Origin of the sequence: Sphingomonas lacunae (genome assembly GCF_012979535.1) — a bacterium.
Taxonomy (GTDB): domain Bacteria; phylum Pseudomonadota; class Alphaproteobacteria; order Sphingomonadales; family Sphingomonadaceae; genus Sphingopyxis; species Sphingopyxis lacunae.
This window is the reverse complement of sequence record NZ_CP053015.1, coordinates 2,024,913-2,050,024: the sequence shown is the minus strand read 5'-3', so window position 1 is coordinate 2,050,024 and position 25,112 is coordinate 2,024,913. Positions and strand designations below refer to the sequence as shown.

21 protein-coding genes are annotated in these 25,112 nt (G+C 62.2%); 11 read left to right on the top strand and 10 right to left on the bottom strand.

Annotated features, from left to right (window positions below; translation table 11 throughout):
• Window positions 1-4 precede the first annotated feature (4 nt).
• On the top strand, window positions 5-727 hold the full coding sequence (locus tag GV829_RS09800) for an RNA methyltransferase (RefSeq protein ID WP_246202820.1): 723 nt from the start codon (window positions 5-7) through the stop codon (window positions 725-727).
• Between the two features lie 21 nt (window positions 728-748).
• On the opposite strand, the gene GV829_RS09795 is transcribed toward GV829_RS09800, so the two are convergent.
• The gene (locus GV829_RS09795; protein ID WP_169946221.1) at window positions 749-1,063 is read right to left on the bottom strand and encodes a chorismate mutase; all 315 of its coding nucleotides are present in this window, start codon (window positions 1,061-1,063) and stop codon (window positions 749-751) included.
• 201 nt (window positions 1,064-1,264) lie between these two features.
• Between GV829_RS09795 and rpsD the strand changes: the two genes are divergently transcribed.
• From rpsD to GV829_RS09780, 3 genes are all read left to right on the top strand, one after another.
• Complete coding sequence (gene rpsD / locus GV829_RS09790; RefSeq protein WP_169946218.1) at window positions 1,265-1,876, top strand: 30S ribosomal protein S4; 612 nt, start codon at window positions 1,265-1,267, stop codon at window positions 1,874-1,876.
• A 126-nt stretch (window positions 1,877-2,002) separates the two neighbouring features.
• Entirely contained in the window at window positions 2,003-2,896 is an 894-nt protein-coding gene (trhO, locus tag GV829_RS09785; RefSeq protein ID WP_169946216.1) for an oxygen-dependent tRNA uridine(34) hydroxylase TrhO, read from the top strand.
• A 359-nt stretch (window positions 2,897-3,255) separates the two neighbouring features.
• Window positions 3,256-3,609, top strand: coding sequence for a D-Ala-D-Ala carboxypeptidase family metallohydrolase (locus GV829_RS09780; RefSeq protein ID WP_169946214.1), 354 nt, complete (start codon window positions 3,256-3,258; stop codon window positions 3,607-3,609).
• An 8-nt stretch (window positions 3,610-3,617) separates the two neighbouring features.
• Here GV829_RS09780 and GV829_RS09775 read toward each other — a convergent pair whose 3' ends face one another.
• From GV829_RS09775 to GV829_RS09760, 4 genes are read right to left on the bottom strand one after another with little or no spacing between them, the layout of a single operon-like run.
• Window positions 3,618-4,238 carry a class I SAM-dependent methyltransferase gene (locus GV829_RS09775; RefSeq protein ID WP_169946212.1) on the bottom strand — a complete coding sequence of 207 codons (621 nt, stop codon included), beginning with the start codon at window positions 4,236-4,238 and terminating at the stop codon, window positions 3,618-3,620.
• A gap of 27 nt (window positions 4,239-4,265) precedes the next feature.
• The gene (locus GV829_RS09770; protein WP_169946207.1) at window positions 4,266-4,619 is read right to left on the bottom strand and encodes a DUF3147 family protein; all 354 of its coding nucleotides are present in this window, start codon (window positions 4,617-4,619) and stop codon (window positions 4,266-4,268) included.
• A 1-nt stretch (window position 4,620) separates the two neighbouring features.
• Entirely contained in the window at window positions 4,621-5,655 is a 1,035-nt protein-coding gene (locus GV829_RS09765) for an agmatine deiminase family protein (RefSeq protein ID WP_169946205.1), read from the bottom strand.
• Between the two features lie 60 nt (window positions 5,656-5,715).
• Complete coding sequence (locus GV829_RS09760; RefSeq protein WP_246202819.1) at window positions 5,716-7,407, bottom strand: M28 family peptidase; 1,692 nt, start codon at window positions 7,405-7,407, stop codon at window positions 5,716-5,718.
• A 236-nt stretch (window positions 7,408-7,643) separates the two neighbouring features.
• Here GV829_RS09760 and GV829_RS09755 point away from each other — a divergent pair, with 236 nt between their 5' ends.
• Entirely contained in the window at window positions 7,644-9,545 is a 1,902-nt protein-coding gene (locus GV829_RS09755; RefSeq protein ID WP_169946203.1) for an alpha/beta hydrolase family protein, read from the top strand.
• A gap of 2 nt (window positions 9,546-9,547) precedes the next feature.
• On the opposite strand, the gene GV829_RS09750 is transcribed toward GV829_RS09755, so the two are convergent.
• Window positions 9,548-10,687 carry a glutathione S-transferase family protein gene (locus GV829_RS09750; RefSeq protein ID WP_169946201.1) on the bottom strand — a complete coding sequence of 380 codons (1,140 nt, stop codon included), beginning with the start codon at window positions 10,685-10,687 and terminating at the stop codon, window positions 9,548-9,550.
• Window positions 10,688-10,749: 62 nt separating this feature from the next.
• Window positions 10,750-12,846, bottom strand: coding sequence for a malate synthase G (locus GV829_RS09745; protein WP_169946199.1), 2,097 nt, complete (start codon window positions 12,844-12,846; stop codon window positions 10,750-10,752).
• A gap of 182 nt (window positions 12,847-13,028) precedes the next feature.
• On the opposite strand from GV829_RS09745, the gene GV829_RS09740 reads away from it, so the two are divergent.
• The 6 genes from GV829_RS09740 to GV829_RS09715 all read left to right on the top strand — a co-directional run bounded on the left by GV829_RS09740 (window position 13,029) and on the right by GV829_RS09715 (window position 19,603).
• On the top strand, window positions 13,029-14,240 hold the full coding sequence (locus GV829_RS09740; protein WP_169948200.1) for a hydrolase: 1,212 nt from the start codon (window positions 13,029-13,031) through the stop codon (window positions 14,238-14,240).
• Between the two features lie 7 nt (window positions 14,241-14,247).
• Window positions 14,248-15,258 (top strand): arginine N-succinyltransferase, encoded by a 1,011-nt coding sequence (locus GV829_RS09735; protein WP_169946197.1) that lies wholly within the window; start codon window positions 14,248-14,250, stop codon window positions 15,256-15,258.
• Between the two features lie 5 nt (window positions 15,259-15,263).
• Window positions 15,264-16,511 carry an N-succinylarginine dihydrolase gene (locus tag GV829_RS09730; RefSeq protein ID WP_169946194.1) on the top strand — a complete coding sequence of 416 codons (1,248 nt, stop codon included), beginning with the start codon at window positions 15,264-15,266 and terminating at the stop codon, window positions 16,509-16,511.
• 93 nt (window positions 16,512-16,604) lie between these two features.
• On the top strand, window positions 16,605-16,892 hold the full coding sequence (locus tag GV829_RS09725; RefSeq protein ID WP_343042815.1) for a hypothetical protein: 288 nt from the start codon (window positions 16,605-16,607) through the stop codon (window positions 16,890-16,892).
• A 62-nt stretch (window positions 16,893-16,954) separates the two neighbouring features.
• Window positions 16,955-18,640 (top strand): alpha/beta fold hydrolase, encoded by a 1,686-nt coding sequence (locus GV829_RS09720; protein ID WP_169946193.1) that lies wholly within the window; start codon window positions 16,955-16,957, stop codon window positions 18,638-18,640.
• Between the two features lie 111 nt (window positions 18,641-18,751).
• A complete protein-coding gene (locus tag GV829_RS09715) occupies window positions 18,752-19,603 on the top strand; it encodes an alpha/beta fold hydrolase (protein WP_169946191.1) in 852 nt (283 codons plus the stop codon).
• Between the two features lie 12 nt (window positions 19,604-19,615).
• Here the strand turns inward: GV829_RS09715 and GV829_RS09710 are convergent, their stop codons facing one another.
• From GV829_RS09710 to GV829_RS09700, 3 genes are all read right to left on the bottom strand, one after another.
• Window positions 19,616-20,575, bottom strand: coding sequence for an alpha/beta fold hydrolase (locus GV829_RS09710; RefSeq protein WP_169946189.1), 960 nt, complete (start codon window positions 20,573-20,575; stop codon window positions 19,616-19,618).
• Window positions 20,576-20,605: 30 nt separating this feature from the next.
• Complete coding sequence (locus GV829_RS09705; protein ID WP_169948196.1) at window positions 20,606-22,921, bottom strand: ATP-binding protein; 2,316 nt, start codon at window positions 22,919-22,921, stop codon at window positions 20,606-20,608.
• Window positions 22,922-23,007: 86 nt separating this feature from the next.
• The gene (locus tag GV829_RS09700) at window positions 23,008-25,077 is read right to left on the bottom strand and encodes a M13 family metallopeptidase (RefSeq protein ID WP_169946187.1); all 2,070 of its coding nucleotides are present in this window, start codon (window positions 25,075-25,077) and stop codon (window positions 23,008-23,010) included.
• Window positions 25,078-25,112: the final 35 nt, after the last annotated feature.

Sequence of the window (25,112 nt, the reverse complement as noted above, 5' to 3'; positions counted from 1 at the left end):
CAGCGTGACGGTCCAAGCCCCACCGCCGGTCATTGTTCTGGTCAGGCCGCAGCTGGGTGAGAATATCGGCAAGGCGGCGCGCGCGATGCTCAATTTCGGGCTGACCCAAATGCGGCTGGTCGCGCCACGCGACGGCTGGCCCAACCCTTCGGCTGGACCGGCCGCGTCAGGTGCCGACATCGTGCTGGCCAATGCGACGGTGCATGAGACGCTGGCCGAGGCAGTGGCCGACTGTTCGCAGGTTTTTGCGACGACTGTAAGGCGGCGTGATCTGGTCATGCCGGTGGTGGATCCTGCTGAGGCTGCAACGATCATCCATGGTGAGGCAGGGCTTTCGGCGCTGGTGTTCGGTCCGGAACGATCGGGCCTAGATTCCGACGATGTTGCTCTGGCCCGAATGATTCTGACAGTACCGATCAATCCGGAATTTGGCTCGCTCAACCTCGCCCAGGCAGTGATCATTGCCGCCTATGAATGGTCGAAAGGTGTCGAACTCGCCCAGCCGCCGCTTGCCGATCTCGACCCACCGGCACCGCAGACGGACCTGGAAGGCCTGATCGGAGCCACCAATGAGATGCTGGAGAAGATCGACTATTTCCAGCCGGAATCGCGTAAGGTGACCACGTTGCGCAACATCCGCACCTTGTTGACCAAGCCTCGCTGGACGGCGAAGGAAGTGCAGATGATGCGCGGCATTTTGCGCGGGATCGAACGGGGGCCGCGCTAAGTCGGTAACGACTTGTGTCGTTCAGCCCTGGCGCGTTGCATCCCATACGCCCAGTTCATAGGCGATGGATTGTTCCACCAACTCTTCCCAGACCGAACGGATGTGAGCCGCTGGAATGCCCGCGGCCTCCCCCAGCGTCACTGCCTGTGCAATGACCTGCGCCTTGCGCGCCTCGTCACGCACCACATTTCGGTCGTCCTTGATGCGTGCCGCAGCACGCATATAGCCGAAGCGGATTTCGAGCAGCTTGATGAGGGCCGCGTCGGTCGCATCGACACCGGCGCGGACATCCCGCATGGTCTGGCATTCGTCGGGGTGCAGGGGCTGGTCAGTCATGGCGGCTCCATAGCGCATCATTCCGGCAAATCCAGCCGGGGTTGACCGAATCCTGTCCGTGCCCTAGGGCGCGCGTCTTCCACACATGACCCCGCACACCCGGTGAAGCGATGGTCGCGTCAGACATAGTTGGTCTGACGGGTGGTTCCGGGTTTTGCATCATCGCATGGTGCGATGATGATGACACACATGGAGTGACCTATGTCGAAGCGCCATAGCGCCAAGTACAAGATTGACCGCCGTCTGGGCGAAAACATCTGGGGCCGTCCGAAATCCCCGGTGAACCGCCGCGAATATGGCCCCGGCCAGCATGGCCAGCGCCGCAAGGGCAAGGTGTCGGACTTCGGTCTGCAGCTGCGCGCCAAGCAGAAGCTCAAGGGCTATTATGGTGACGTCACCGAAAAGCAGTTCAAGCGTGCCTATTCGGAAGCCGCCCGTCAGAAGGGTGACACCAGCCAGAATCTGATCGGTCTGCTCGAGCGCCGCCTCGACGCCCTAGTCTATCGCGCCAAGTTCGCCCCGACCATCTTTGCCGCCCGTCAGCTGGTCAGCCATGGTCACGTGTTCGTCAATGGCGTGCGCTGCAACATTGCCAGCCGTCAGGTGAAGCCGGGCGACGAAGTGACGCTTGGTAAGAAGGCTCAGGAAATGGCGCTGGTTGCTGAAGCGCAGGCCCTGCCTGAGCGTGACCTGCCCGACTATATTTCGGTTGACGGCACCAAGGTGACCTTCGTTCGCGTTCCGACGCTCGACGAAGTGCCCTATCCGGTGAAGATGGAACCGAATCTGGTCGTCGAATTCTATTCGCGCTGATCCCTTCGGGATATCGGCAGAAAGAAGGGCCGGAACCGACGGGTTCCGGCCCTTTTGCTTTGGCGTTTTCGGACGGCAGGGCACGACCTCTCCCCAAGGCACATATTTCCGGTTATGGGACCGCCGATGAGCTTGACAGTTGCCGCCCTCTATCAGTTCGCACCATTCGACGACCCGGCTGCGTTACGTCAGCCCCTGCTCGACTTGTGCCGGTCGCTGGGCATCTGCGGCACACTGCTGCTTGCCCGGGAAGGTATCAACGGGACCATTGCGGGGGAGCCAGACACCATAGCTGCGGTGCTCGACCATATCCGTACCCTACCCGGCTGTGCCGGACTTGACGTGAAATATTCGACCGCATCAGTAACACCGTTCCGCCGGATGAAGGTGCGGCTGAAGAAGGAGATCGTCACATTGGGTGTGCCGGGCGTCGATCCGTCGCGCAATGTCGGCCGCTATGTCGCACCCGAAGAGTGGAACGCGCTGATTAGCGACCCCGACACCATCGTGATCGATACGCGCAACGACTATGAGGTGGCAATCGGCACGTTCCATCGGGCCATCAACCCGGTGACCCGTAGCTTTGGCGAATTCCCCGATTGGTGGCGTGCCCATGCTGAAGACTTTGCTGGAAAGCGCATTGCCATGTTCTGCACTGGCGGCATCCGTTGCGAGAAGTCGACAGCTTTTCTCCGTGCCGAGGGGGTAGAGGATGTGGCTCACCTGAAAGGCGGCATCCTCAACTATCTGGAGAAAGTGCCGACAAGCGAAAGCCTGTGGCAGGGCGATTGCTTCGTTTTTGATGAGCGGGTCAGTGTCGGCCATGGGTTGGTCGAGGGCGAGCATCAGCTGTGCCGTGCCTGTCGGATGCCGTTGAGCGACTCAGACCGAGCGCTGCCTGACTATATAGAAGGACAGCAGTGCCACCATTGCGCCCATGAGCGCACCGACGAAGACCGGGCGCGCTATGCTGAGCGCCACCGGCAGTTTGCTGCAATGGCGGATGCTGGCAAAGCGTGAGGCGCGGATGGGTCGCCTTTTGGGGCCTGACCCTTGTTATCACTCTTGCCGCGGCTGGCCTCGCCTGCACTTTTTGGTCATCATGTCCATGGCGGCGCCCGATAGTTGACAGCCTGACTGATCGCCCAAGTCCTATACCAGCAACCGCGCGACGCGATGCCTTTCAAACATGGGTCTATGCTGTTCCGGGCCGCGCAGCAGAATTTGCCGCATTCGAAAGGTTCATTACAGACCATGGATATGCCGACCTGGTCCCCAGCTGGACCCTGCTGAGGACAAACAGCAATGCCAGCGCTCGATGCCGGGTCGATCCCTTTATCCTGCCACCCCGAAACTATTGGCCCAATATCCTGCACGCATTGAAGCTGGTGAAGGAAGAAGCGATCCCGGCAGTTGGTCGGGTGGAAGTCGCCTCAGCCTTTCGTCTTGAAGCCCTTAATGCCTGTTCAAAAGGTGCCAGCAACAGCCGGCACTTGACCTTTGCCGCTCTTGACCTGATCCCCCTCGATCAACCCGATACCGTCACTAGCTTTACCAAGCTCTGTGCCCGCTGGCGGCAGGCGGGAGCGCGATCAAAATGGGGACTGGGCGCCTATTATGATCCGGCCAAGCCACAGCATAATCAGGTCGCACGCTTTCATGTCGACGGCACAGGATGGCGCACTTGGGGTTTCAGCTATGGGCGGGCCAGCAGCGGCTGCAACAGCCTTTAATCCAGCTCTCAAACCCGCGCCACACCCCATTCGAGCCATCCGACCGGGCGAGGTGTCTTGGGCATATAGCGGCTGCCCATGCGCTCGGTCTTGAAACCGGCAGACTCATAGGCGTCCGCAATGGGGCGGGTCAGGTGGCAGTTCCCGGCCATGCGTTTCCAAAGCGGTTCGATGCGGCTCTGCCATTTACGGACGTCTGCATCGGGCGCGCGGCCATGCTCCAGAAAAACGGCTGTGCCGCCAGGTTTGAGCACGCGCTTGATTTCCTGAAGCACCTGTGCGGGATCATTGACCGAACAAAGGGTGAAGGTCGTAACCACCGTGTCAAAGCGGTCGGTGGCGAAGGGGATTTCCTCTCCCACGCCTTCGACAATCTCGCCGGCAAAGCCGGCCTCAGCGACGAGCCTTTTGCTGTCGTCAAGCAGTGCGGGGGTGGGGTCGCACCCACACAGGCTGGTGACTTTGCTGCGGTCATAAAAGGGAAGATTGATGCCACCGCCACAGCCCAACTCGAACACGTCACCGCTGGCCAGCGGGACGACATGGCTGCGCGCCTTGAGAATTTGCGGCTGCGCACAGCAGCAGCGGATCAATCGCGGTGTGACGTGCCGTTCCCACCAGTTTGACATGTCTCTCTCCCCTGATGGCTGGAGAGGCTAAAGCGAAATGCCTTGCGATGCCAGCCATCGGTTCATCATCGCATAGAGCAGCATGGTCAACAGGGCACCGGCCATCAGCGTGAGCCAGAAATTCCAGCCATGCCGCAGCATCCACGGGATCAGGATGAACATCGGAATGGATGGTAGGAAATACAATAGCGACGACTGGACATAATCAGCCACTGCCAGCCGGTCACCCGTGTCGTGCCAAAGCCAGATCATCCCCAGTGTCGAAACAAGCGGCAGCGAAGCGATCAGCCCGCCAAGTCCGGGACTCTTGCGGGCGACCAACGCGATCAGGGCGACGACCAGGCCCGACAGGACCACACGTACAAGGAACGCGGTGGTCATGTCAGCGCGGCACCTGCTGGCTTGTGCAATGGAAGCTACCGCCCCCAGCCAGAATCTGGTCTGACGGCAGCGGGACGATGCGACGGTCGGGGAAGCACTCGGCCAGCACCTGCGCGGCTTCCTGGTCATGGGCCGTGCCATAGGCCGGCATTGCGATAGTGGTGTTGCCGATAAGAAAGTTCATATAGCTTGCCGGCACAGCCTCACCATCGACCAAGACCCGGCCGGGGGACGGGATGGTGACGATGTCTAGGCCGAACGCTTCGGCTCGGGCCATAGCGTCGTCGTAGATGGCGGCATTGGGGTCATCAGTGCCGCTAGCGCGCGGCAGCAGCAGCAGCCCGTCCGCAACAAAGCGGGCCAGATTGTCGACATGGCCATCGGTATGGTCGCCATGCAGGCCATCACCCAGCCAGAGGATGCGGGTGAAACCGAGTGCCTCGTGCAGCACTTCCTCGATCTGGGCGCGACCGAGTGCGGGATTGCGGTTGGGGTTCAGCAGGCACTGTTCGGTGGTGACGCACAGGCCCGCGCCATCCCAGTCGATGCCGCCGCCCTCGAGGATCATCGCGTGCGGATCGCGGAGGAAGCTAAAACGCTGCGCGAGGCGAGCGCCGATGTCGGCGTCACCCGGCATCAGATATTTGCCGCCCCAGCCATTGAAGGCGAAATCAGCTGCACGGCGGCCAGCCCCGGTTCCGGTGATGATGGGGGCGGTATCGCGCAGCCAGACGTCGCCTATTGGCTCGACCAGCACATCGACACTGGCACCGCCGGACGCGTCGGCCAAACGGCGGGCGATGGCGGCGTCATCTTCGCTGTTGCAGACGAGGTGGACGGTCTCTCCCTTGCCGTCATCGGCGATGGCGGCGGCAAAGGCGGCGATTTGTGCGCGGGCGCCGTCAAAGGCTTCACCCCATTCGGCGCGGATCGCGGGAAATCCAATCCACAACCGTTCGTGGACGGCCCATTCGGGCAGCGGCCCGGAGTACGGCGGCACCTTGGTGATCGGGGTCGCGGGGGGAGTGAGTGTCATGACAATGTCCTTTGCCCGCGCCTTAAAGTGACGCGGGCAACAAGACAATTGCCCTGACGATCAGCGCCCTGCCCGGCTCTGATCGCGGGCGGCGCGGAACTCGTCTCCCGGCAGCCAGTTGGGCCAGTCGTTGCTGTTCCCCAGCTCACGCCCGATGCGCCAGAACAGGCGGAGATCGGCGATCATCCCATCCCAGCGTGTGATCGCTTCAACTTCATCCTCGGGGCCATGATAGCGGTTGACAGTATAATCCTCGGCAGCAGCCCGACCGGCAGCAGTGCCTCCCTCCAGCAGATCCTCTCCAGCGTCAAAATAGAGCATCGGCACACCAAGCTTGGCAAAGCTGAAATGGTCCGAACGGTAATAATAGCCCTTCTCCGGGGTCGGCTCATCGCTGGCGGTGCGGCCTTCGATTGCAAGCGCACGCGTCAGATAAGCTTCCAGCTCGCTCTTGCCGCGACCAATGACAGTAACGTCGCGGGCAGGGCCTGTGGGTGAAAGGGCATCCATGTTCAGGCCGCCAACTGTCTGTGCCAACGGGAACACCGGGTTTTCGGCATAATATTTTGAACCGAGAAGCCCGCTTTCTTCTGCCGTCACGGCAAGGAAGACAAGGCTGCGGTCGGTCGCGCCAACGCGTGCATGTTCCTGCGCCAGCGTGACAAGGGCAGCGGTGCCCGTGGCATTGTCTACCGCGCCGTTGCAGATGTCATCACCAGCGGCATTGGCTTCGCATCGGCCGAGATGATCCCAGTGCGCCGTGTGCAGGACATATTCGTTGGGCCGGGTGCGGCCCGGCAAAATGCCGATGACATTGCGCGACATGGTCCGGCGAACGCTATTGTCGAACGAGAGATTGGCTTGCACGCCAGTCAGTGGCACGGCGCGAAAGCCGGGCTGGCGGGCGCGATCCCTGAGAGCGTTGAAGTCCTGACCGGCGGCGGCGAACAGCGCCTGTGCCCGCGCCAGCTGAATCCAGCCATTGGCCTGGGTTTCGTCCATATGATTGTCGGCCGCGTCCTGCACATATTGCGGGCCGGTCCAGCTGGAGCGGACGACGTTCCAGCCATAGGCTGCGGGTTCGGTGTCGTGGACGATGATCGCCGCAGCGGCACCCTGACGAGCGGCTTCCTCGAACTTGTAGGTCCAGCGGCCGTAATAGGTCATGGCCCGGCCGTTGAACTGTCCGCCGACCGAGACCTGTTGCCAGTCGGGATCGTTGACGAGGATGACGACTGTCTTGCCGCGCACATCGATACCGGCATAGTCGTTCCAGTCGCGTTCGGGCGCGTTGATGCCATAGCCGACGAAGACGACGTCGCTGTTGGCGATGCGGGTTTGCGGCGTGATGCGATAGCTGCCTGCGACGAAATCATCGGCATGGGCGAGTGTCTGGGTGCCCTGTGGCGTCGTGAAGGTCAGCGGGCTGACATTGCTGGCGGTGATTTCAACCAGTGGCACGTCCTGCGTCCAGCTGCCGTTGTTGCCCGGTTGCAGGCCGGCGGCGCGGAATTGTTCGATCAGATAGGCAACGGTACGTTCCTCTCCGGCGGTGCCGGGGGAGCGGCCCTCGAATTCGTCGGAAGCGAGACGCGTGGTGACGGTGCGCAGGGTGGTTTCGCTGAGTTGCGGAGCGGCACTGGCGACGGGCGGGGTAGAGGCCGAGGTAGAGGCACATCCAGCCATCAGGGGGGTGATGGCAAGAGCCAGCGAGGCCAGCATAAAGCCGTTTTTATTCAGATAGTTGGTCATGAAATTTGATCGCCTTCCTGCGAATCCTCAATGGATACAGACTAGCGCGGACATAAACGCGCTTGCAAGCTGACGCTGATCCACCGAACGTCGTTGCTCTCGGGTAACCAAAAAAGGCAGCGAAGCAGGATCCCAGCATGCGTCACCCCACCCCAATTCAACAGAAGAACGCCCGCCCCACCCGACCACTCTTTCCAAATCTTGCTGCAATTACATTGGCCTGTGCCGCGCTTTTTGTGAGCCCTGCTCAGGCGCAGCTCCCTGACGAGATCCGTACCCCGACACCGCCCCCAACCCTGCCCGATTCGGCCACGCGGTTTGGCACCCTGCCCGGCGCGCGCAGCGTCTCCCTGTCGCCCGATGGCAGCATGATCGCCTTTCTCAGCCCCAGCACCGGCCTTGGCAACGACCTGTACGTGGTGTCGACGGCCGAAGGTGCGGGCCGGCCGCAGCGCCTGCTGAGAGCGAGCGGCGATCCGGAGGTGCTCAATTATTGCCGCTGGAAATCGACGACGCGGCTGGTCTGCCAGATGGTAGGCCGGCGCGGCTATGGTCGTGATGTCTATGGCTTTGTCCGCTTCATCGGGGTGGATGCGGCCGGCGGAAATGTCACGGTGATTGGCGCGGATGAGCATAATGAACTGTACAGCGGTTCATTGATCGACTGGCTGGCCGACGATCCCGACCATGTGCTGATGGCGAGCCCGGTAGGAGATGTCGAACGGCGCAACATCCACACCAACAGGGTGCACAGCACCGCCATCCGCCGCAGGGCCAGCCTGACCGGCCGCTATGGTTTCATTACCGACGGGATGGGCAACATCCGTATCATGGCAAACCAGCCGGCGGTTGCCGATGCCAATTATGTGCCGCAAGTCCGTTATTTCTATCGCGCTGACGAGCGTGATGAATGGCACCCGATGTCGATCAACACCACCGAGGTCAATGAAGGGTTCCGGCCCGTTTATGTCGATGCGGAGAATAACCGCGCGGTCGGATTTTTGAAGGTCAACGGGTTTGACAGCGTGGCAACCATGGCTCTCGACGGGACCAACCGGATCACGTCCCTGTTCCAGCGGGACAATGTCGAGATTGATGACATTGTGGTGATTGGCGGCACCCGCAGGATCGTCGGCGTATCCTATGCGACGGACCGGCGCAGGGTCGAATATTTCGACGCGGCGCTGGCCCGCATGTCGCAAAGCCTGTCGCGCGCGCTCGGCGGACGGGGCATTACCATCATCGACCAGAACCGCGATGGCACCGTCTTCCTGATCTTTGCCAGCTCTGATTCCGACCCAGGCCGCTACTATGTCTATACGCCTGCCGCGCGGCAGTTGCGGCCGCTGCTCGCCTTCTTTCCGCTGCTGGAAGGGCAAACCCTCTCCCCCGTGCAGTCGGTCAGCTATCCAGCCGCTGACGGGACCATGGTTCCGGGCTATCTGACCCTGCCGCCCGGCCTGAGCGATGCGCGCGGCCTGCCCGCCATTGTCATGCCGCATGGCGGGCCCTCCGCCCGTGACGAGGGCGATTTCGACTGGCTGGCGCAATATTTCGCCTCGCAGGGATTTGCCGTGCTGCAACCCAATTACCGCGGCTCGTCGGGATATGGCGATGCCTGGTATGTCAACAATGGCTTCCGCTCCTGGCGCATTGCCATCGGCGACATAAGTGATGGCGGCCGCTGGCTGGTCTCGCAAGGCGCCGATCCGGCAAAGTTGTCGATCGTCGGCTGGTCCTATGGCGGCTATTCCGCACTGCAAGCCGGCGTGACCTATCCCGACCTGTTCAAATCAATCGTTGCCATTGCCCCGGTGACCGATCTTGACCGGCTGAAGCGCGAGGAATCGCGCTACTATACGGGCCAGTTGGTCAGCGATTTCGTGGGCAGCGGGCCCCATGTCCGTGAGGGATCGCCGGCGCTGAATGCGTCTGCGATCACAGTACCTGTGCTGATGTTCCATGGCACGCTGGATACCAATGTCGACATTGATCAGGGTCGGGTGATGCAGCGGGCGCTGGTGGCGGCCGGGCGACGGTCGGAATTGATAGAATATCCGGGGCTCGACCACCAGTTGCCGACCAGCGAGGCCCGCATCGACATGCTGCGACGGATCAGCGGGTTCCTTCCGCGCTGACGTCAGGCAAGAACCAGCACATTGTCCTGTCGGGCCATCGCCCGACTGATGGGCAGGTCGAGCAAGGCCTGCCCGTCAGTTGCCGCCATGATCACCGCAAGTCTCTCAGCCGACGGGGTAGCTAGACTTGCGGCCTTGGCCTGAGCCTTTGCCAGCATCCACAGCATGTGCGGCTGGCTGCCGCGCTGCATCACCGTGCCGCGCCAGTCAAAGGCAATGCTGCCGACATTGGGGTGGACCTGTCGTTCGCCCTTGCGTGAAACGATGGTCCCGGCCGGCTTGTCGGACGCCCATTCATTGAAACAGGCCGCATCGGCATTGAGGCCGGGCACCCAGTCCGCAGCGATCAGGCGCAGCACCGGCAACAGGCTTTCGGGCACGGTGCCGGCCGGTGCGAAGCTTTCCGCATAGCCGGGATATTCACCATCGCTGATTGTGGCGAGGTTCATCCGTTCGGTCCAGCGATAGAGGTTGGGCGCCCGCAGCTTCATGAGATTCGCAGGCACCGGATCGCGCCCGAGATGGGCAAAGAGCGGGGCCATCATGCCGAAATCGGCGCGGCACGGGCGTCCACCGAGCAGATAGGGATGATGCTGGAAATGCTCGTCGAGCAGATCCATGAGCTCGAACCACGCCGCCTCCATCGCCGGGATCACCGCATCGGTCACGCCAAGATTGGGGAGGAAGCCATTGAAGAAGGCCATTGTCTTCGCCGCCGCTTCGCGCCGGTCTGCCCGCGACATGTCCGCGGCCATGGTTCGTCCGAATTCGGCTCGGAGGAACTCCTCCTGATCGGCGCAATAGCTCCAGCGATAATGCATGGCGAGCGGCAGCAGATTTTCCGAGCCGAAGGCGTCAAGCAACAGCGAGACGGTCTGCTGCACCGGACAGTCGGGTTCAAGCTGCGGCCCGGCTTCATGCGCCTCCAGCCAATCGATCATATCGCCCGAATCCTGAAGGATCAGGCCGTCGGGCGTTTCAAGGACGGGGATCACCCTGACGCCGACCGCAGGCAGGACGCGGGTCGCGAACTCCGGGTTGCTCGGATAGCGCTCGACAAAGGCAAGCCGCTTCTTAATCAGATAGGAGCGGATCTTACCCGTGTAGAGCGAATGGGCCGAGCCCCAGAGCGTGTAGGTCATGTGTGGCACTCTCTCCCTCGGGCGTCGGGCTTTGGTCGGATCGCCTTCGTTTCCCCCTGTCGTCAGGCGGCCTTTTTAACTTGACGGAAGCTGTGCAGCAGCGGTTCGGTGTAGCCGCTGGGCTGGCTGACGCCGTCAAAGATGAGCGAGCGGGCGGCGCGGAAGGCAATGCCGTCGGGCGTCAGCTTTTCATAAAGCGCGTCACCGGCATTCTGTTCGTCCACCTTGGCGGCCATGCGGATCAGCGCGGCATCCACCTGTTCGGGCGTGCAAACGCCGTGGAGTAGCCAGTTGGCCAGCGCCTGACTGGCGATGCGCAGTGTGGCGCGATCCTCCATCAGGCCGATATCGTTGATGTCGGGCACCTTGGAACAGCCAATGCCCTGATCGATCCAGCGCACGACATAGCCAAGGATGCCCTGGCAATTATTGTCGAGCTCCCGCCGGACCTCTTCCTCTGTCCAGTTGCGTCCGGTGGCAACGGGGATGGCGAGCAGGCGGTCGAGCGCGGGCACCGCCTCACCGGCGATCTCCCGCTGGCGGGCGAAGACGTCGATGCTGTGATAATGCGTGGCGTGCAGCGTGGCGGCGGTGGGGGATGGCACCCAGGCGGTGTTGGCACCGGATTTCGGGTGGCCGACCTTTTGTTCGAGCATGGCCGCCATGAGGTCAGGCATGGCCCACATGCCCTTGCCGATCTGGGCGCGGCCCGAGAGGCCGCAGGCGAGGCCGATGCGGACATTGCGGTCCTCATAGGCGGCAATCCAGTCACTCGCCTTCATCTCGCCCTTGGGGATCATCGCTCCGGCCTGCATCGAGGTGTGGATTTCATCGCCGGTCCGGTCGAGGAAGCCGGTGTTGATGAAGGCGATGCGGTCCTTCACTGCATGGATGCAGGCGGCGAGATTGGCGCTGGTCCGGCGTTCCTCGTCCATCACGCCGACCTTGATCGTGTGGCGTGCGAGGCCAAGCAGATCCTCGACGGCATCGAACAGGTCATTGGTCAGCGCGGCTTCCTCGGGCCCGTGCATCTTGGGCTTGACGATATAGATGCTGCCGGTGCGGCTATTGCTGACGCTGCCTGTGCGTTTCAGATCATGCAGCGCGATGGTTGACGTCATGACGGCGTCCAGCAGGCCTTCATGCGCCTCGCTGCCGTCGGGCAAACGGACGGCGGGATTGGTCATAAGGTGTCCGACATTGCGGACGAACAGCAGGCTGCGGCCATGCAGGGTGAAGGGCATGCCGTCCGTGCCGACCCAAGGCCGGTCGGCATTGAGCGTGCGGGTCAGCGTCTGCCCGCCCTTCTCGAAAGATTCGCTGAGATCGCCCTTCATCAGGCCGAGCCAGTTGCGCCAACCGGCCACCTTGTCGGTGGCATCGACGGCGGCGACGCTGTCCTCCAGATCGATGATCGTCGTGAGCGCCGCCTCGAGGATGACATCGGCGATACCGGCCGGATCATCAGCGCCGACACTGTGCTGACGATCAATCACCACTTCGATATGCAGACCATTGTTCTTTAACAAGAAACTTCCGTTTGCACGGGTCCCGACCAGTTGAGACGGATTAGCAAGAGCAGGGGTGCCGCCCCCTGTCCATTCGGCCCATGACCCGCTGACGAGCGGCACGGCGGCATCGAGGAACGTTTTGGCAGCGGCGACGACCTGCGCGCCGCGGTCCTTGTCATAGCCGCCGGGCTTCGCCTTTCCGGGCAGCGCATCGGTGCCGTAATAGGCATCATAGAGGCTGCCCCAGCGGGCATTGGCGGCATTGAGCGCGAAGCGGGCGTTGAGAGCGGGAACCACGAGCTGCGGGCCGGCAGTCGTGGCGATTTCCGCATCGACATTCTGTGTGCCGATGGTGAAGGGCGCTGGTTCAGGAACAAGATAGCCGATGTCGCACAGGAAGGACTGATAGGCAGCGGCATCGTGAGGCTGACCGACGCGGTCGCGATGCCAATCATCAATCTGTGCCTGCAACGTCTCACGCTTGGCGACAAGGGCCGCATTGCGCGGCTCGAAACGGGCGAGGATTTCGGCAAGCCCCTGCCAGAGCGCATCGGCGGCGATGCCGGTACCTGGCAGCACCTCTTCCTCGACGAAGCGGATCATGCCGCTGTCGATGGCGAGGCCGGCGCGCGTTTCCATATCGGTCATTGTCTGCTCCCTTGGGCCGCGTGGAGAAGGTGCGGCGATAGCGATGTTGCCACTGGGGAGGAAGCGGCTTCGCTATGGCAAGGGCCAAGGCGCTTGGCAAGGGCACAGCCGCGCAGGCAAAAAGTTGCGGTTGCAACGATGGCGGGGGTGGAGACAAGGCGCGGCTTTGGCTATGCTGGGGCATGAGCATCCTGTCACCCGCAGAACAACGCGCCATCGACCATGTCGACCAGCAGGCGATGCTGGCGCAGGTGGAGCGATGGGCAGCGATCAACTCCGGATCGCGCAATCTGGCAGGCCTGACACAGATGGCCGACGAGCTGGCAACGGCCTTTGCGGCGCTGCCGGGATCGGTGTCGCTGGTCGAACCGGCCGAGGTGACCGCTGTCAGCCCCAGTGGCGAAGTGCAGCCACTGGCACATGGGCGGCACCTTTTGGTCGAAGTGCGGCCCGAAGCGCCGCTGCGCCTGCTGCTGACCGGCCATATGGACACAGTATTTCCGGCTGACCACAGCTTCCAGAGGCTGAAGTGGCTGGATGCCAATACGCTCAACGGGCCGGGTGTTGCCGACATGAAGGGCGGCATCGCTGTGATGCTCGCGGCGTTGCGGGCGGTGGAAGCAGCCGGAGCGGGCGACGCGTTCGGTTATGATGTGCTGATCAACAGCGATGAGGAAGTGGGTTCTCTGTCCTCCTCCGCCCTGATCGAGGCGCGGGCAGCGGGCAAGGCTGCCGCTCTGACTTATGAACCCTCTGCCCTGCCTGATGGCACGCTCGCCGGGGCACGACCGGGCAGCGGCAATTTCTCGATTACCGTGCGTGGCAAGTCGGCCCATGCCGGGCGCAATCCCGAGGACGGGCGCAATGCGCTGGTCGCGGCGGCGGACCTTGCGGTGCGGCTGAAGGCCGCAATGCGACCAGGCTTATCGGTCAACCCGGCCAAGATTGATGGCGGCAGCGGCAATAATGTTGTGCCCGACCTCGCCGTGCTGCGCGTCAATTTGAGGCCGAAGACGCCACAGGACGAGACAGAGGCGCGTATCCTGCTGCACGACCTGACATGGGCGATTGCGGTCGACCATGATGTGACCGTCGACATGCATGGCAGTTTTGCCCGGCCGCCCAAGCCGATTGACCCCAAGGCGGCGAAACTGTTCGCGCTGGTGGAGCAGGCAGGCGCTGATCTGGGCTTGGCGATCGGCCATCGCGACACGGGCGGTGTCTGTGATGGCAACAATATTGCCGCCTGCGGTGTACCGGTTGTGGACACGATGGGCGTGCGCGGCGGCAGCATTCACAGCGATGCGGAATATCTGCTGGTTGACAGTCTGGCAGAGCGGGCGCGCCTGTCGGCGCTGTCGATCCTCAGGATTATCGGGCAAGGGGGCGTATGAGGGGCGTATGAGTTTTCGAATCCGGCCCGCCACCATGGCGGACCTGCAACCCATGTATGAGATGGCGAAACTGACTGGCGGCGGCTTTACCAACCTGCCGCCCGACAAATCAGCGCTGACCGCCAAGCTGGAACGGACCGCCGCTGCCTTTGCCGACCCGGAGAGCGCGGAGGAAGACCGGCTGTTTGTGCTGATGCTGGAGAATGCGGCGACAGGTGACATTCGCGGCACGTGCCAGATCTTCACGCGGGTCGGCGTGCGCTGGCCCTTCTACAGCTATCGGCTGGGGACGATCAGCAAGCGCAGCGAGGAACTGAACCGGACGTTCAAGGCGGAAACACTGAACCTTGTTTCCGACCTCGAAGGATCGAGCGAGGTCGGCGGGCTGTTCCTCCACCCGCATGAGCGGGCCGGAGGTTTGGGCCTGTTGCTGGCGCGCAGCCGTTACCTGTTCATCCGGGCGCACCGGCACATCTTCGCCGACCGCATCCTTGCCGAATTGCGCGGCGTGATCGACGATGCCGGCGGATCACCCTTTTGGGATGGGGTAGCCGGCAAATTCTTTGGCATGAATTTCCAGGAAGCCGATCAGTTCAATGCTTTGCATGGCAACCAGTTCATCGCCGACCTGATGCCCAAGCACCCGGTTTACACCGCGATGCTGACCGAGGCAGCGCGCAGCGTCATCGGCATGCCCCACCCGACCGGCCGCGCGGCGATGCGCATGCTGGAGAATGAGGGCTTCAACTACGAGAATTACATCGACATTTTCGATGGCGGCCCGACGATGACCGCGCGCACAGACCAGGTGCGATCGATCCGTGATGCGCGGACCGATGTGGTGGTCGGCATCGCCGAGGAGGGCGAGCGGGCGCTGGTGTCGACGGGCAGTTGGCAGGCGTTCCGCAGCACCTTTGCCCGGTTGGTCCCGGTCGAAGGCGGCGTGACGATCAATCCCGATGGTGCCGACACGCTGGGCGTCGCGGTGGGTGACAGCATCGACTGGATCGCGGGCTGACAGCGATGCTCACTGAAATCAATTTCGACGGACTGATCGGGCCGAGCCACAATTATGCCGGTCTATCACCGGGTAACATCGCGTCGGCCATCCATGCCGGTGGCGTATCCCGCCCGCGAGAGGCCGCGTTGCAGGGCCTTGGCAAGATGCGCGCCAATATGGAGCGCGGCCTTGTCCAAGGCTGGTTCATGCCACTCCCCCGGCCCAATGCGGGCTGGCTGGAGCTGTTGGCGACAGATTTCGCCAGCGCGGAACCGCACATGCGCGCCGCTGCCTTTTCCGCATCCAGCATGTGGGCAGCGAATGCCGCTACGGTCAGTCCGGCCGCTGACACTGCCGATGGCCGATGCCATCTGACCGTTGCGAATCTGATGACCATGGCACACCGCAGCCATGAATGGACGGACACGCTGGCACAGCTCAAGCTGGCCTTTGCCAATCCTGCCTTTGTCGTGCATCAGCCCGTGCCCGCACCCTTTGGAGATGAAGGCGCGGCCAATCACATGCGCCTCGCCCCCAGCCATGGCGAGCCGGGCGTCGAGATATTCGTCTATGGCAAGAGCGGCGGCGCTTTTCCCGCGCGGCAACATGTCGAGGCGAGCAAGGCAATTGCCCGTGCCCACGGCCTGTCGGCGGACCGGACTCTGTTCATCGAACAAAACCCGGCAGCGATTGCCGGCGGCGCCTTTCACAACGATGTGGTGGCGGTGGCCAATGAGCGGGTGCTGTTTTGCCACGAAAGCGCCTTTGCCGACCGCAAGGCCAGCTATGCCGCCATAGTTTCGGCCGCGCCCTGGTGCGAAATCGTCGAGGTTGCCGAGGCGGACGTCCCACTGGCCGATGTGATCAGCAGCTATTTGTTCAACGCCCAACTGGTGACCCTGCCCGGCGGTGAGCAGGCGCTGGTTGTGCCGACCGAGGCAATGGCCACGCCAAGCGTCAGGCAGTGGCTCGACACGCATGTTTCGGGCAACGGTCCGATCCGGCAGGTGCTGCCTGTCGATGTGCGCCAATCGATGGCCAATGGTGGTGGTCCGGCGTGCCTGAGGTTGAGGGTGGTGGCTGACCCGTCGACAATCGATCCGCGGTTCCTGTGCAGCGCCACCAAGCTGGATCGGGCCGCCGCCATTGTTGCCGAGCATTGGCCAGAAACTATCGCACCGGCCGACCTCGGCAATCCGGCGCTGGTGGAGCGGGTCATTTTGGCGCGCAAGGCGCTCCTCTCGGCGCTCAATCTTTCACAGCTTGGTTAACGCCCTTCCCTCCTGTCGGATTTACTGACAGTTTACCATTTCCGAAAGCCCGGAAGCCAGCTTTTGCGAGGATGGCACAAGGCTTGCTTCGTTGTGACCAACAAGGGATGGATCATGCTGGCCAAGGTCAAAAGACTGTTTGTTATCAAGACCCGGTTTGAGGCCAGCCTGATTATCTATGCCCTGGGCCTGGGCGCGATTGAACGCGGCATGCACTATCTCGATCAATATCCGGGCTATGGCGGCTATATGCTGATGGCGGCGTGCACCGGGTCGGTCTTCCTGGGCGGTGGCAAGATATTCGACGCATTGCGGTATGAGCGGGAACGCGCAGCCGAAGCCGTTGACAAAGCGGCGGAGAGCGCCACACTCTCGGCCTGATCGGGGAGAGGGCCACTCGCTGAAATGTGCGCCTGCCCCGTCGAAAGAGGGAGGAGCGCCACATGGCCAAAAAGCCGAAAATCGAACTGTCCGGTGAACCTGAAGGCGGCGCCGCGCTGAGTCCGCTGGTCGGTCTGGCGCGTGAGGATCTGATTGGCGCGGTGGGTGCGCTGTTACGCGAAACCGCGGCCAACCCAGCCACCACGTTGAAGCATGTCAACGCTTTCAATCAGGACGTGATGAAAATCATGACCGGGAAAAGCGAACTGGCTCCCGACGCCAAGGACAAACGGTTTGCCGACCCGGCATGGAGTTTCAACCCATTCTATCGCGCCGGAGTGCAATATTATCTGGCTGTCCAGAAGAGCACGCAAGCGTGGATCGATGATCTCGCATTTGATGAGCTGGAACGCAACCGCGCACGCTTTGTCTCGGCAATGATCATGGACGCCCTGTCCCCGACCAACACCCTGGCCGGCAACCCAAGCGCAATCAAACGGGCCATCGACAGCGGCGGCCTGTCGCTCATGAAGGGGCTGAAGAACGCCTATGACGACATCATGCACAATGATGCCATCGTCAGTCAGGTCGACAAGCGGCCGTTCAAGGTTGGCGAAAATCTCGCGGTGACGCCCGGACAGGTGGTGTGGCGCACGGAAATGATGGAGCTGATCCAATATGCGCCGACCACCGACAAGGTGCATGGCGTGCCGTTGCTGACTGTTCCGCCGCAGATCAACAAGGCCTATATCAACGACCTGACACCGACCAAATCAGTGGTGCAGCTACAACTCGCCGCTGGCCTGCAACCCTTCCTGATCAGCTGGCGCAACCCGCAGGCAGAGCATGGCCATTGGGGGCTGGAGGATTATGTCGACGCGGTGATCGAGGCGATCGGAGTCGTCTGTGCCATCACCGGTTCGGACAAGGTCAATCTGGCCGGCGCCTGTTCCGGCGGCATCACGCTGGCCACCATCCTGTCGAAAATGGCCGCGATGGGGGACCATCGTGCCAATTCGGCGACGCTGATGGTCTGCGTGCTCCAGCCAGAGGCAACCGACAGCGAGGTGGGCGCACTGGTGTCCAAGAATGGTATCGAGCTGGCGCGGCAGCGCAGCGCCAAGAAGGGCATATTGGACGGGGCCTCGCTCTCCCGAGCCTTTGCCTGGCTGAGACCCAATGACCTCGTCTGGAACTATGTCATCAACAATTATCTGCATGGGGAAGACCCGCCGGCGTTCGACATCCTCTATTGGAACAATGACTCGACCAACCTTCCCGCCAAGTTGCACAGCGACTATCTCGACTTTTACGAGACCCAGCCCTTTGCCAATCCGGGCAAGGTGAAGCTGGCCGGGCACACGGTTGACCTCAAGAAGGTGGACATGGACCTGTTCATCCTCGCCGGGGTGACCGATCATATCACACCCTGGAAAGCCTGTTACAGGTCGACCCAGTTGTTCGGTTCCAAGAATATCGAATTTGTCCTTTCCCAATCTGGCCACATCCAGGCGATCCTCAACCCGCCGGGTAACCCCAAGGCCAAATTTTACCGGTCCAACAAGAAGCCGCCAGCCGATGTTGATCGCTGGCTGGGCCAAGCTGAAGAAGTGGCAGGCAGCTGGTGGCCGTTTTGGGCTGAATGGCTCAAGGAACGGGCCGGCAAGCTGGTCGACGCGCCCAAGACATTGGGCAGCAAGCAATATCCGCCGATCGAAGCGGCGCCCGGCAGCTATGCCCATGGCTGATCGACCGCTCGCATGAACGGCGGGCTTGTTTTTTGTTGCAGCGCAACATAGATGAGCCTCCCGTTCATGGCCTGGCAGCCGTCACCGGACGGGTTCGCAAAGGACAAGTGAATGACGCACATCCCCAACCACCCACTCGGTGACGCCGAAGTCGGCATTCGCTCGGTTGGCGGTCGGGAGTTGCGCGTGGCCCGCTGGCTGGCCAAAGACCCTAGTTCGGGCCATCCTCCGCTGCTTTTTTTCAATGGCATTGGCGCCAATATCGAACTGGTCGCTCCCTTTGCCCGGCAAATGGGCGAACGGGATTTCATCATCTTTGACATGCCGGGCGTTGGCGAAAGCCCGGATCCGGTCGTCCCTTATAATGCAGTCACCATGTCGCGCACCGCGTCGCTGCTGATGGACGAATTTGGCTATGACCGGTTTGACGTCATGGGAGTCAGCTGGGGCGGCGCCATGGCCCAGCATTTCGCCATGCAATATCCTGACCGGGTCGAGCGGCTGATCCTTGCCGCCACATCCGCCGGCTGGATGATGATGCCGGGCAAGTTCAGCGCCCTTTCGAAAATGGCCAATCCGCGCCGCTATGTTGATCCCGACTACATGGCCAAGAATTTCGAGACACTGTATGGCGGCAAGCCCGAAGGGTCGGATGGCCATGTCGCGCGGCTCAAGCCGCCGTCGGGCATTGGCTATGCCTATCAGCTGCTTGCCCTGCTCGGCTGGACCAGTGCCCCCTTCCTCCCCTTCATGCTCAAGGCCGAAACGCTGATCATGATGGGCGACGAAGACAATATCGTCCCGCTGGAGAACGGAAAGTTCCTCAAGGCACTGATTCCCGGTGCCGAATTGCATGTCGTCGAGGGCGGCGGGCACCTGTTCCTTGTCGGTCAGGCAGAGGAATCGATGAAGGTGATCAACACCTTTCTCGACCGGCCAAGAGACAAGCGCGCGGCGGCCTGACCGGCGGCGGGCTCAGTTGCCGGCAAGAAAGTCCCTGATCGCCTCTGCCGTCGCCTGTGGGGCCTCTTCCATCGGCAGGTGACCGATGCCGTCCATCATGATGACCTCACTCCCGGCGATGCGTTCAGCAAAGCTCTGTGCCGCGCTGGGGCTGATGATCCGGTCCTCACTACCGAAGATGATGAGGGTGGGCACACTGATGGTCCGGATGCGTTCCGCAGCGGCGGGATCAGCAAAGCCGCGGGCAAAGCGGATGCCGGTGGCCTCCCGGTTGCCGGGGAAGCGCAAAAGTTCCCAATAGCGATCAACCGCAGCGTCGGTGACGACCGACTGGTTCGACACTGAGCCACGCAGCGATCTTTCTATCAGAAAGCGGGGGGTGATCTGGCCGCCCAGCCAGCGACCAAAGCCGCTGCGCATGATGCGGAAGCCGATGTTGCTGGCGGGCGGCTTGTCTCCCGCACGCGGTGGCATACCGGCGGCGTCGATGAGGAGGAGCGCCCGGACCTTTGCCGGATGGGCGAGAGCATAGCGCCAGCTGATGCCGCCGCCCATGGAGTTTCCACCGAGGACGAAGCCTTCCAGACCGAGCGCGCTGACCACCCCATCGACGGCTGCAACCATTTCGTCAGGGTCGTAGCGGTGGGTCGGGGTGGCTCCGGTCAGGCCGTGACCGGGCAGATCAAGGGTGACGATACGGTAGCCCGCCAGTTCGCGCTTGAGCGGTTCCCATGTGTGCAGGCTGGCGTTGGATCCGTGGAGCAGTACCATTGCCGGTCCGTCCCCGCCACTGTCACGGACATGGATGCGCGCGCCATCAGCGACGGTGATGAAGCGATCCCCCGCCGCCGAATATTTGGCGATCATGGCTTCCCGGTCAGTATCGGGTGTGCGCAGCGCGACAAAGGCGGCAACAAGCAGTACCGCGAGTACGCCCAGGGTCCAGCCAATGCGCTTGAGCCATTGTGTCATCTGTCTGCACTCCCTCTGCGCCTGATGCCCTTATTCCGCAGCACCCCGGATGACGGCCACTGCGTCGATCAACTGAGCCACCGAAAAGGGTTTGGGCAAAAAGGCGACATTGGCCAGCGCAATCGACTGGCGCAACTGTTCCTCGGCATAGCCGGACATGAACAGGACAGGCACATCGGCGCGACGCTGGCGAATGTCCTGCACCATGGTCGGGCCATCCATTTGCGGCATCATCACATCGGAAATGATCAGATCCACCTCTGCCATTCCGGCAAACTTCTCGAGCCCGTCCTCGCCGTTAATGGCGGCAACCACCGTATAGCCGGCGCGGACAAGGGCGCGTTCGGCGACAGCACGGACCATATCCTCGTCCTCGACCAGCAGGATGGTGCCGCTGCCCCAATGCAGGCTGCGCGCGGTTGCCGGAGTGGCCGGGGCGGCCTGGCTTACCTCCTCCGGGCCGTGATAGACCGGCAGGTAGATGGAAAAGCTCGTCCCCTGGCCCGGCACACTGTCGGCAAAGATATAGCCGCCCGATTGCTTGACGATTCCGTAAACGGTGGCAAGGCCAAGGCCAGTGCCCTTGCCCACATCCTTGGTGGTGAAGAAGGGATCGAAAATCTTGGGCAGGACATCGGCGGGAATGCCGGTGCCCGTGTCGCTGACCGTCAGCAAGCTGTAATCGCCGGGCGGCATGGCTTCGGTTCCATCACGCCCCTTGATATCGGGCGGCTTCACCGACCGGGTGGCAATGGTCAGCGTGCCGCCACGTGGCATGGCGTCCCGCGCGTTCACTGCCAGATTGACAATCACCTGTTCGAGCTGGACCGGGTCAGCCCGCACCGGGCCAATGCCGCGACCATGCTGAACCGTCAGCGTCACCTGTTCACCAATCAGGCGTTCAAGCAGGTGCGAGACATCGGCAACAATGTCGGACAGGTTGAGAATTTGCGGACGCAGCGTTTGCTGACGGGAAAAGGCAAGCAACTGGCGCGTCAGATTGGCGGCGCGATTGGAGTTGCTGCGCACCTGCTGGATATCGTCATAATCGCTGTCGCCGGGGCTGTGGCGCATCAGCATCAGATCGCAGCTTCCAAGAATCGCGGTGAGGATATTGTTGAAATCATGCGCGATGCCGCCCGCCAGTTGACCGACCGCCTGCATTTTGCCGGCTTGCACCATCTGCTGTTTCAGCTCCGCATCGCCGCCGGCCTCCCGCAGCGAAAGGAGGACCGCGGCATCCCCCATGCCGCGTACCCCGACCAGGCCAATGGAGACCGGATCATCGGGGCTGCCGCGCAACCGCACCGAAATGTCGCCGGCACTCGACCGGCCACCGGTGTGACGACGGATCGCATCACCCAGCGCACCTTTGTCCTCTGACACGACAAGATCACTGGGGTAGCTGAGTTGGGTCCCGTCGGGCAGGCCCGCTGCCTTGATGAACGCCGTGTTGACGAAGAGGAAACGCCCGTCGCGGTCCACCATCGCCATTCCAAAGGGCAAGGCCGTCAACAGGCTTTCCACATAGTCGAGAGCAATGCCGCGTTCGGCAAGCCCCCCTTCCTCGTCAATCAGGAACAGCATGAGCGGCGCGGAGTCCGATTGACGGTCAAACGGAACCTCTATGACGCGTAGCGGCGTGGCCCCTTCCCCCTCGCGTTCACGGGCAAACCGGATCAAGCCCTGCGCGTCGATGCGCAGAGCGGCAGCAAAGTCATGCCCCTCGACCTTTGCGTCAATGCTGCCGGCGGCACGCAGACGGAATGAAGCATTCGCGGCCCGGATGGTGCCCGAAGGGGTCACCAGCACAGCCATGACGCCCGATTCACCCAGCAGGCGGCCCGCAGCTCCGCCAAGGGCGTCAGCCGCCTCCTGCACGGGATCGCGGCTGACATGGACAATCCAGCGCCAGAGCAAATGGTCCTGCGTGCGGCCAACGCGCTGCACGGTGCCGGTCATTTCCCGACCCTTGCAGAGGAATGCGGCAACCGCCGCTTCGCCATCGCGCCAGGCTGTCCGGCCCGCCTCTGCCAGAAGGGCATTGGTCCGCGCCTCCACGGGCAGGTTGGGCGGAGTGACCGCTCCACCAAACCAGTCACAGTAAAGATCGTTGGCACAAACGAGTTTGCCCGTGCGGTCAGTGATGGCGATACCGCCACTGTCACTGTCAGCAACAGCACGCACCAGTGCCCAATCGCTGACTTCGGCGAGCACCGGCACGCCTGTGGTGCCCGGTTTGCGCAATGCCCAAACCACCGCTGCCGCCAACAGGCCAACGCCGGTGAAACCGGCCGAAAGCGCCGCGGACTGTGTCGGCAACCAGACCAACAGGCCACTGAGCATGGCGGCAAGCACCACCAGCCCGACGGGCACATATCTGCGCCAGCCGGCTTGCGCCGAAAACAAATGGGTGTGGACCGCGTCTGATGTCACCAAATACGCACACGCTGTTCCGGCGCCAGATAGAGGCGGGCACCGGATTGAACGCCATAGGCACCATACCAGGCATCAAGGTTGCGGACCACCCAGGCGCGCTGAACCGATGGCGAGTGGGGATCGGTGGTCAAACGCTGAAGCAAATTGGCATCGCGATAATTGCGGCGCCATACCTGTGCCCAGCCCAGGAAGAAACGCTGGTCACCGGTGGTTCCATCTATCACCGGCGCTTCCGCGCCATTGAGCGACTTCTTGTAGGCGTCATAAGCGATGGCAAGGCCGGCGAGATCACCGATATTCTCACCCAGTGTGAATTCGCCATTGATGCGCTCGCCGAGCACCTCATAGGCATCATATTGTTCCACAAGCCGGCGACCGGCCGCACTAAAGGCGGCGACATCTTCCGGCGTCCACCAATCCGAGAGACGGCCATTTTCGTCATATTTGGCGCCCTGATCGTCAAAATGATGGCTGATTTCGTGGCCGATCACTGCGCCGATACCACCATAATTGATCGCATCATCGGCATGAGGATCAAAGAAGGGCGGTTGCAGGATGGCCGCAGGGAACACAATTTCGTTCATGCTGAAATTCGCATAGGCATTGACCGTCATCGGCGTCATGCCCCATTCCCAACGGCGCACCGCTGTGCCCAATTTGCCGATCTGGTATGCATGTTCGAATTCGTTCGAGCGCCAGGCATTGCCGAACAGGTCATCGCTGCGGATATCCAGACCTTCATAGCTTCGCCACTGGTCAGGGTAACCGATCTTGACCGTGAAATTGGCCAGTTTTGCCCTGGCGCGAACCTTTGTCTGCGGCTGCATCCAGGCCAGATTGTCGATGCGGACGGCCAGTGCGTCGAGAACATTGCGGACCAGCCGGTCAATCGCTTGCTTGGATTCGGCCGGGAAATGGCGGGCGACATAGATCTGGCTCAGCTCATCGGAGAGCAGCCCTTCGGTAAAGCGCACCGCGCGTTTCCAGCGATCTTCCTGCTGCGGCGTTCCGGACAGGGCGGTGCCATAAAAGGCAAAGTCGGCATCGCTGATCGCTTTGGGCAATTCATCGGCATAGGTCGACAGGCTGCGGATGATCAGCTGGTCACGCAGCACCTGAACCGGGGCGTTGCCATATTCGCGGGCAATCCCGGTGAAGGCTGAAGGCTGGGCCACCAGCACCTCGTTCTCGGTCACCCCCATGCCGCGCAAATAGGCCGCGAAGTCAAAGCCCGGAGCCGAGCGCTGGAGATCCGCAATGCTAAGCTTGTTGTAGGTCTTGCTGGCGTCGCTGCTGTCCACCTTGTTCCAATGGGCACGGGCAATGCGCGTCTCGAACTCCATCACCGCCCGGGCGCGGGGCGCGGCATCGGGTTCACCGGCCAGCGTCAGCATCTGCTCGAGGAAAGCCAAATAGGCCGTCCGGGTGCGGGCAAAACGTTCCGCCGGTTCCAGATAATAGTCGCGGTCAGGCATACCGATGCCACCCTGGAACATCGCGGTGATATAGCGGTCCGGATGGCGGTCATCCTGCCCGATATAGCCCGGAAAGGCGGTATAAATGCCGGCACGGGCCGCGTCGGAAGCGAGCGCGGCATAGTCTGCATTGCTCCGCAGGCCACGAACCTTGTTCAGCCAGGGTGTGATCGGTTCCAGGCCACGCCCTTCGACCGCTGCTTCGTCAAGATAGGATGCATAGGCCCGGCCGATGCGGCTCGACGGTTCAGCGCGCGCTTCATCCAGGATCGCCCGCGTGCGGCTGAGGCTGAGATCACCGAGCGCAGTGAACATGCCATAGTTGGACTTGTCGGCGGGGATGGCGGTGGTGCGAGCCCATGTGCCATTGGCAAAGGCATAGAAATCATCACCAGCGGCAACAGTGCGGTCCATACCCGCCGTGTCGAAACCGAAGAGGCCATATTGGGGGGCAGGCCGCGCAGGAGTCACAGGCTGCGGCGCCGCATCGGTTGCCGTGGATTGCGGCGACACCGGTGTGGCGCACGATGCAAGGGCAATGGACGAGACGGCGGCAAAAGCGAGCGCCGCGATGCGGGTGGTGCGCATGACAAAGCAATCCTGTTCTGATCAGGCTGCCCTGT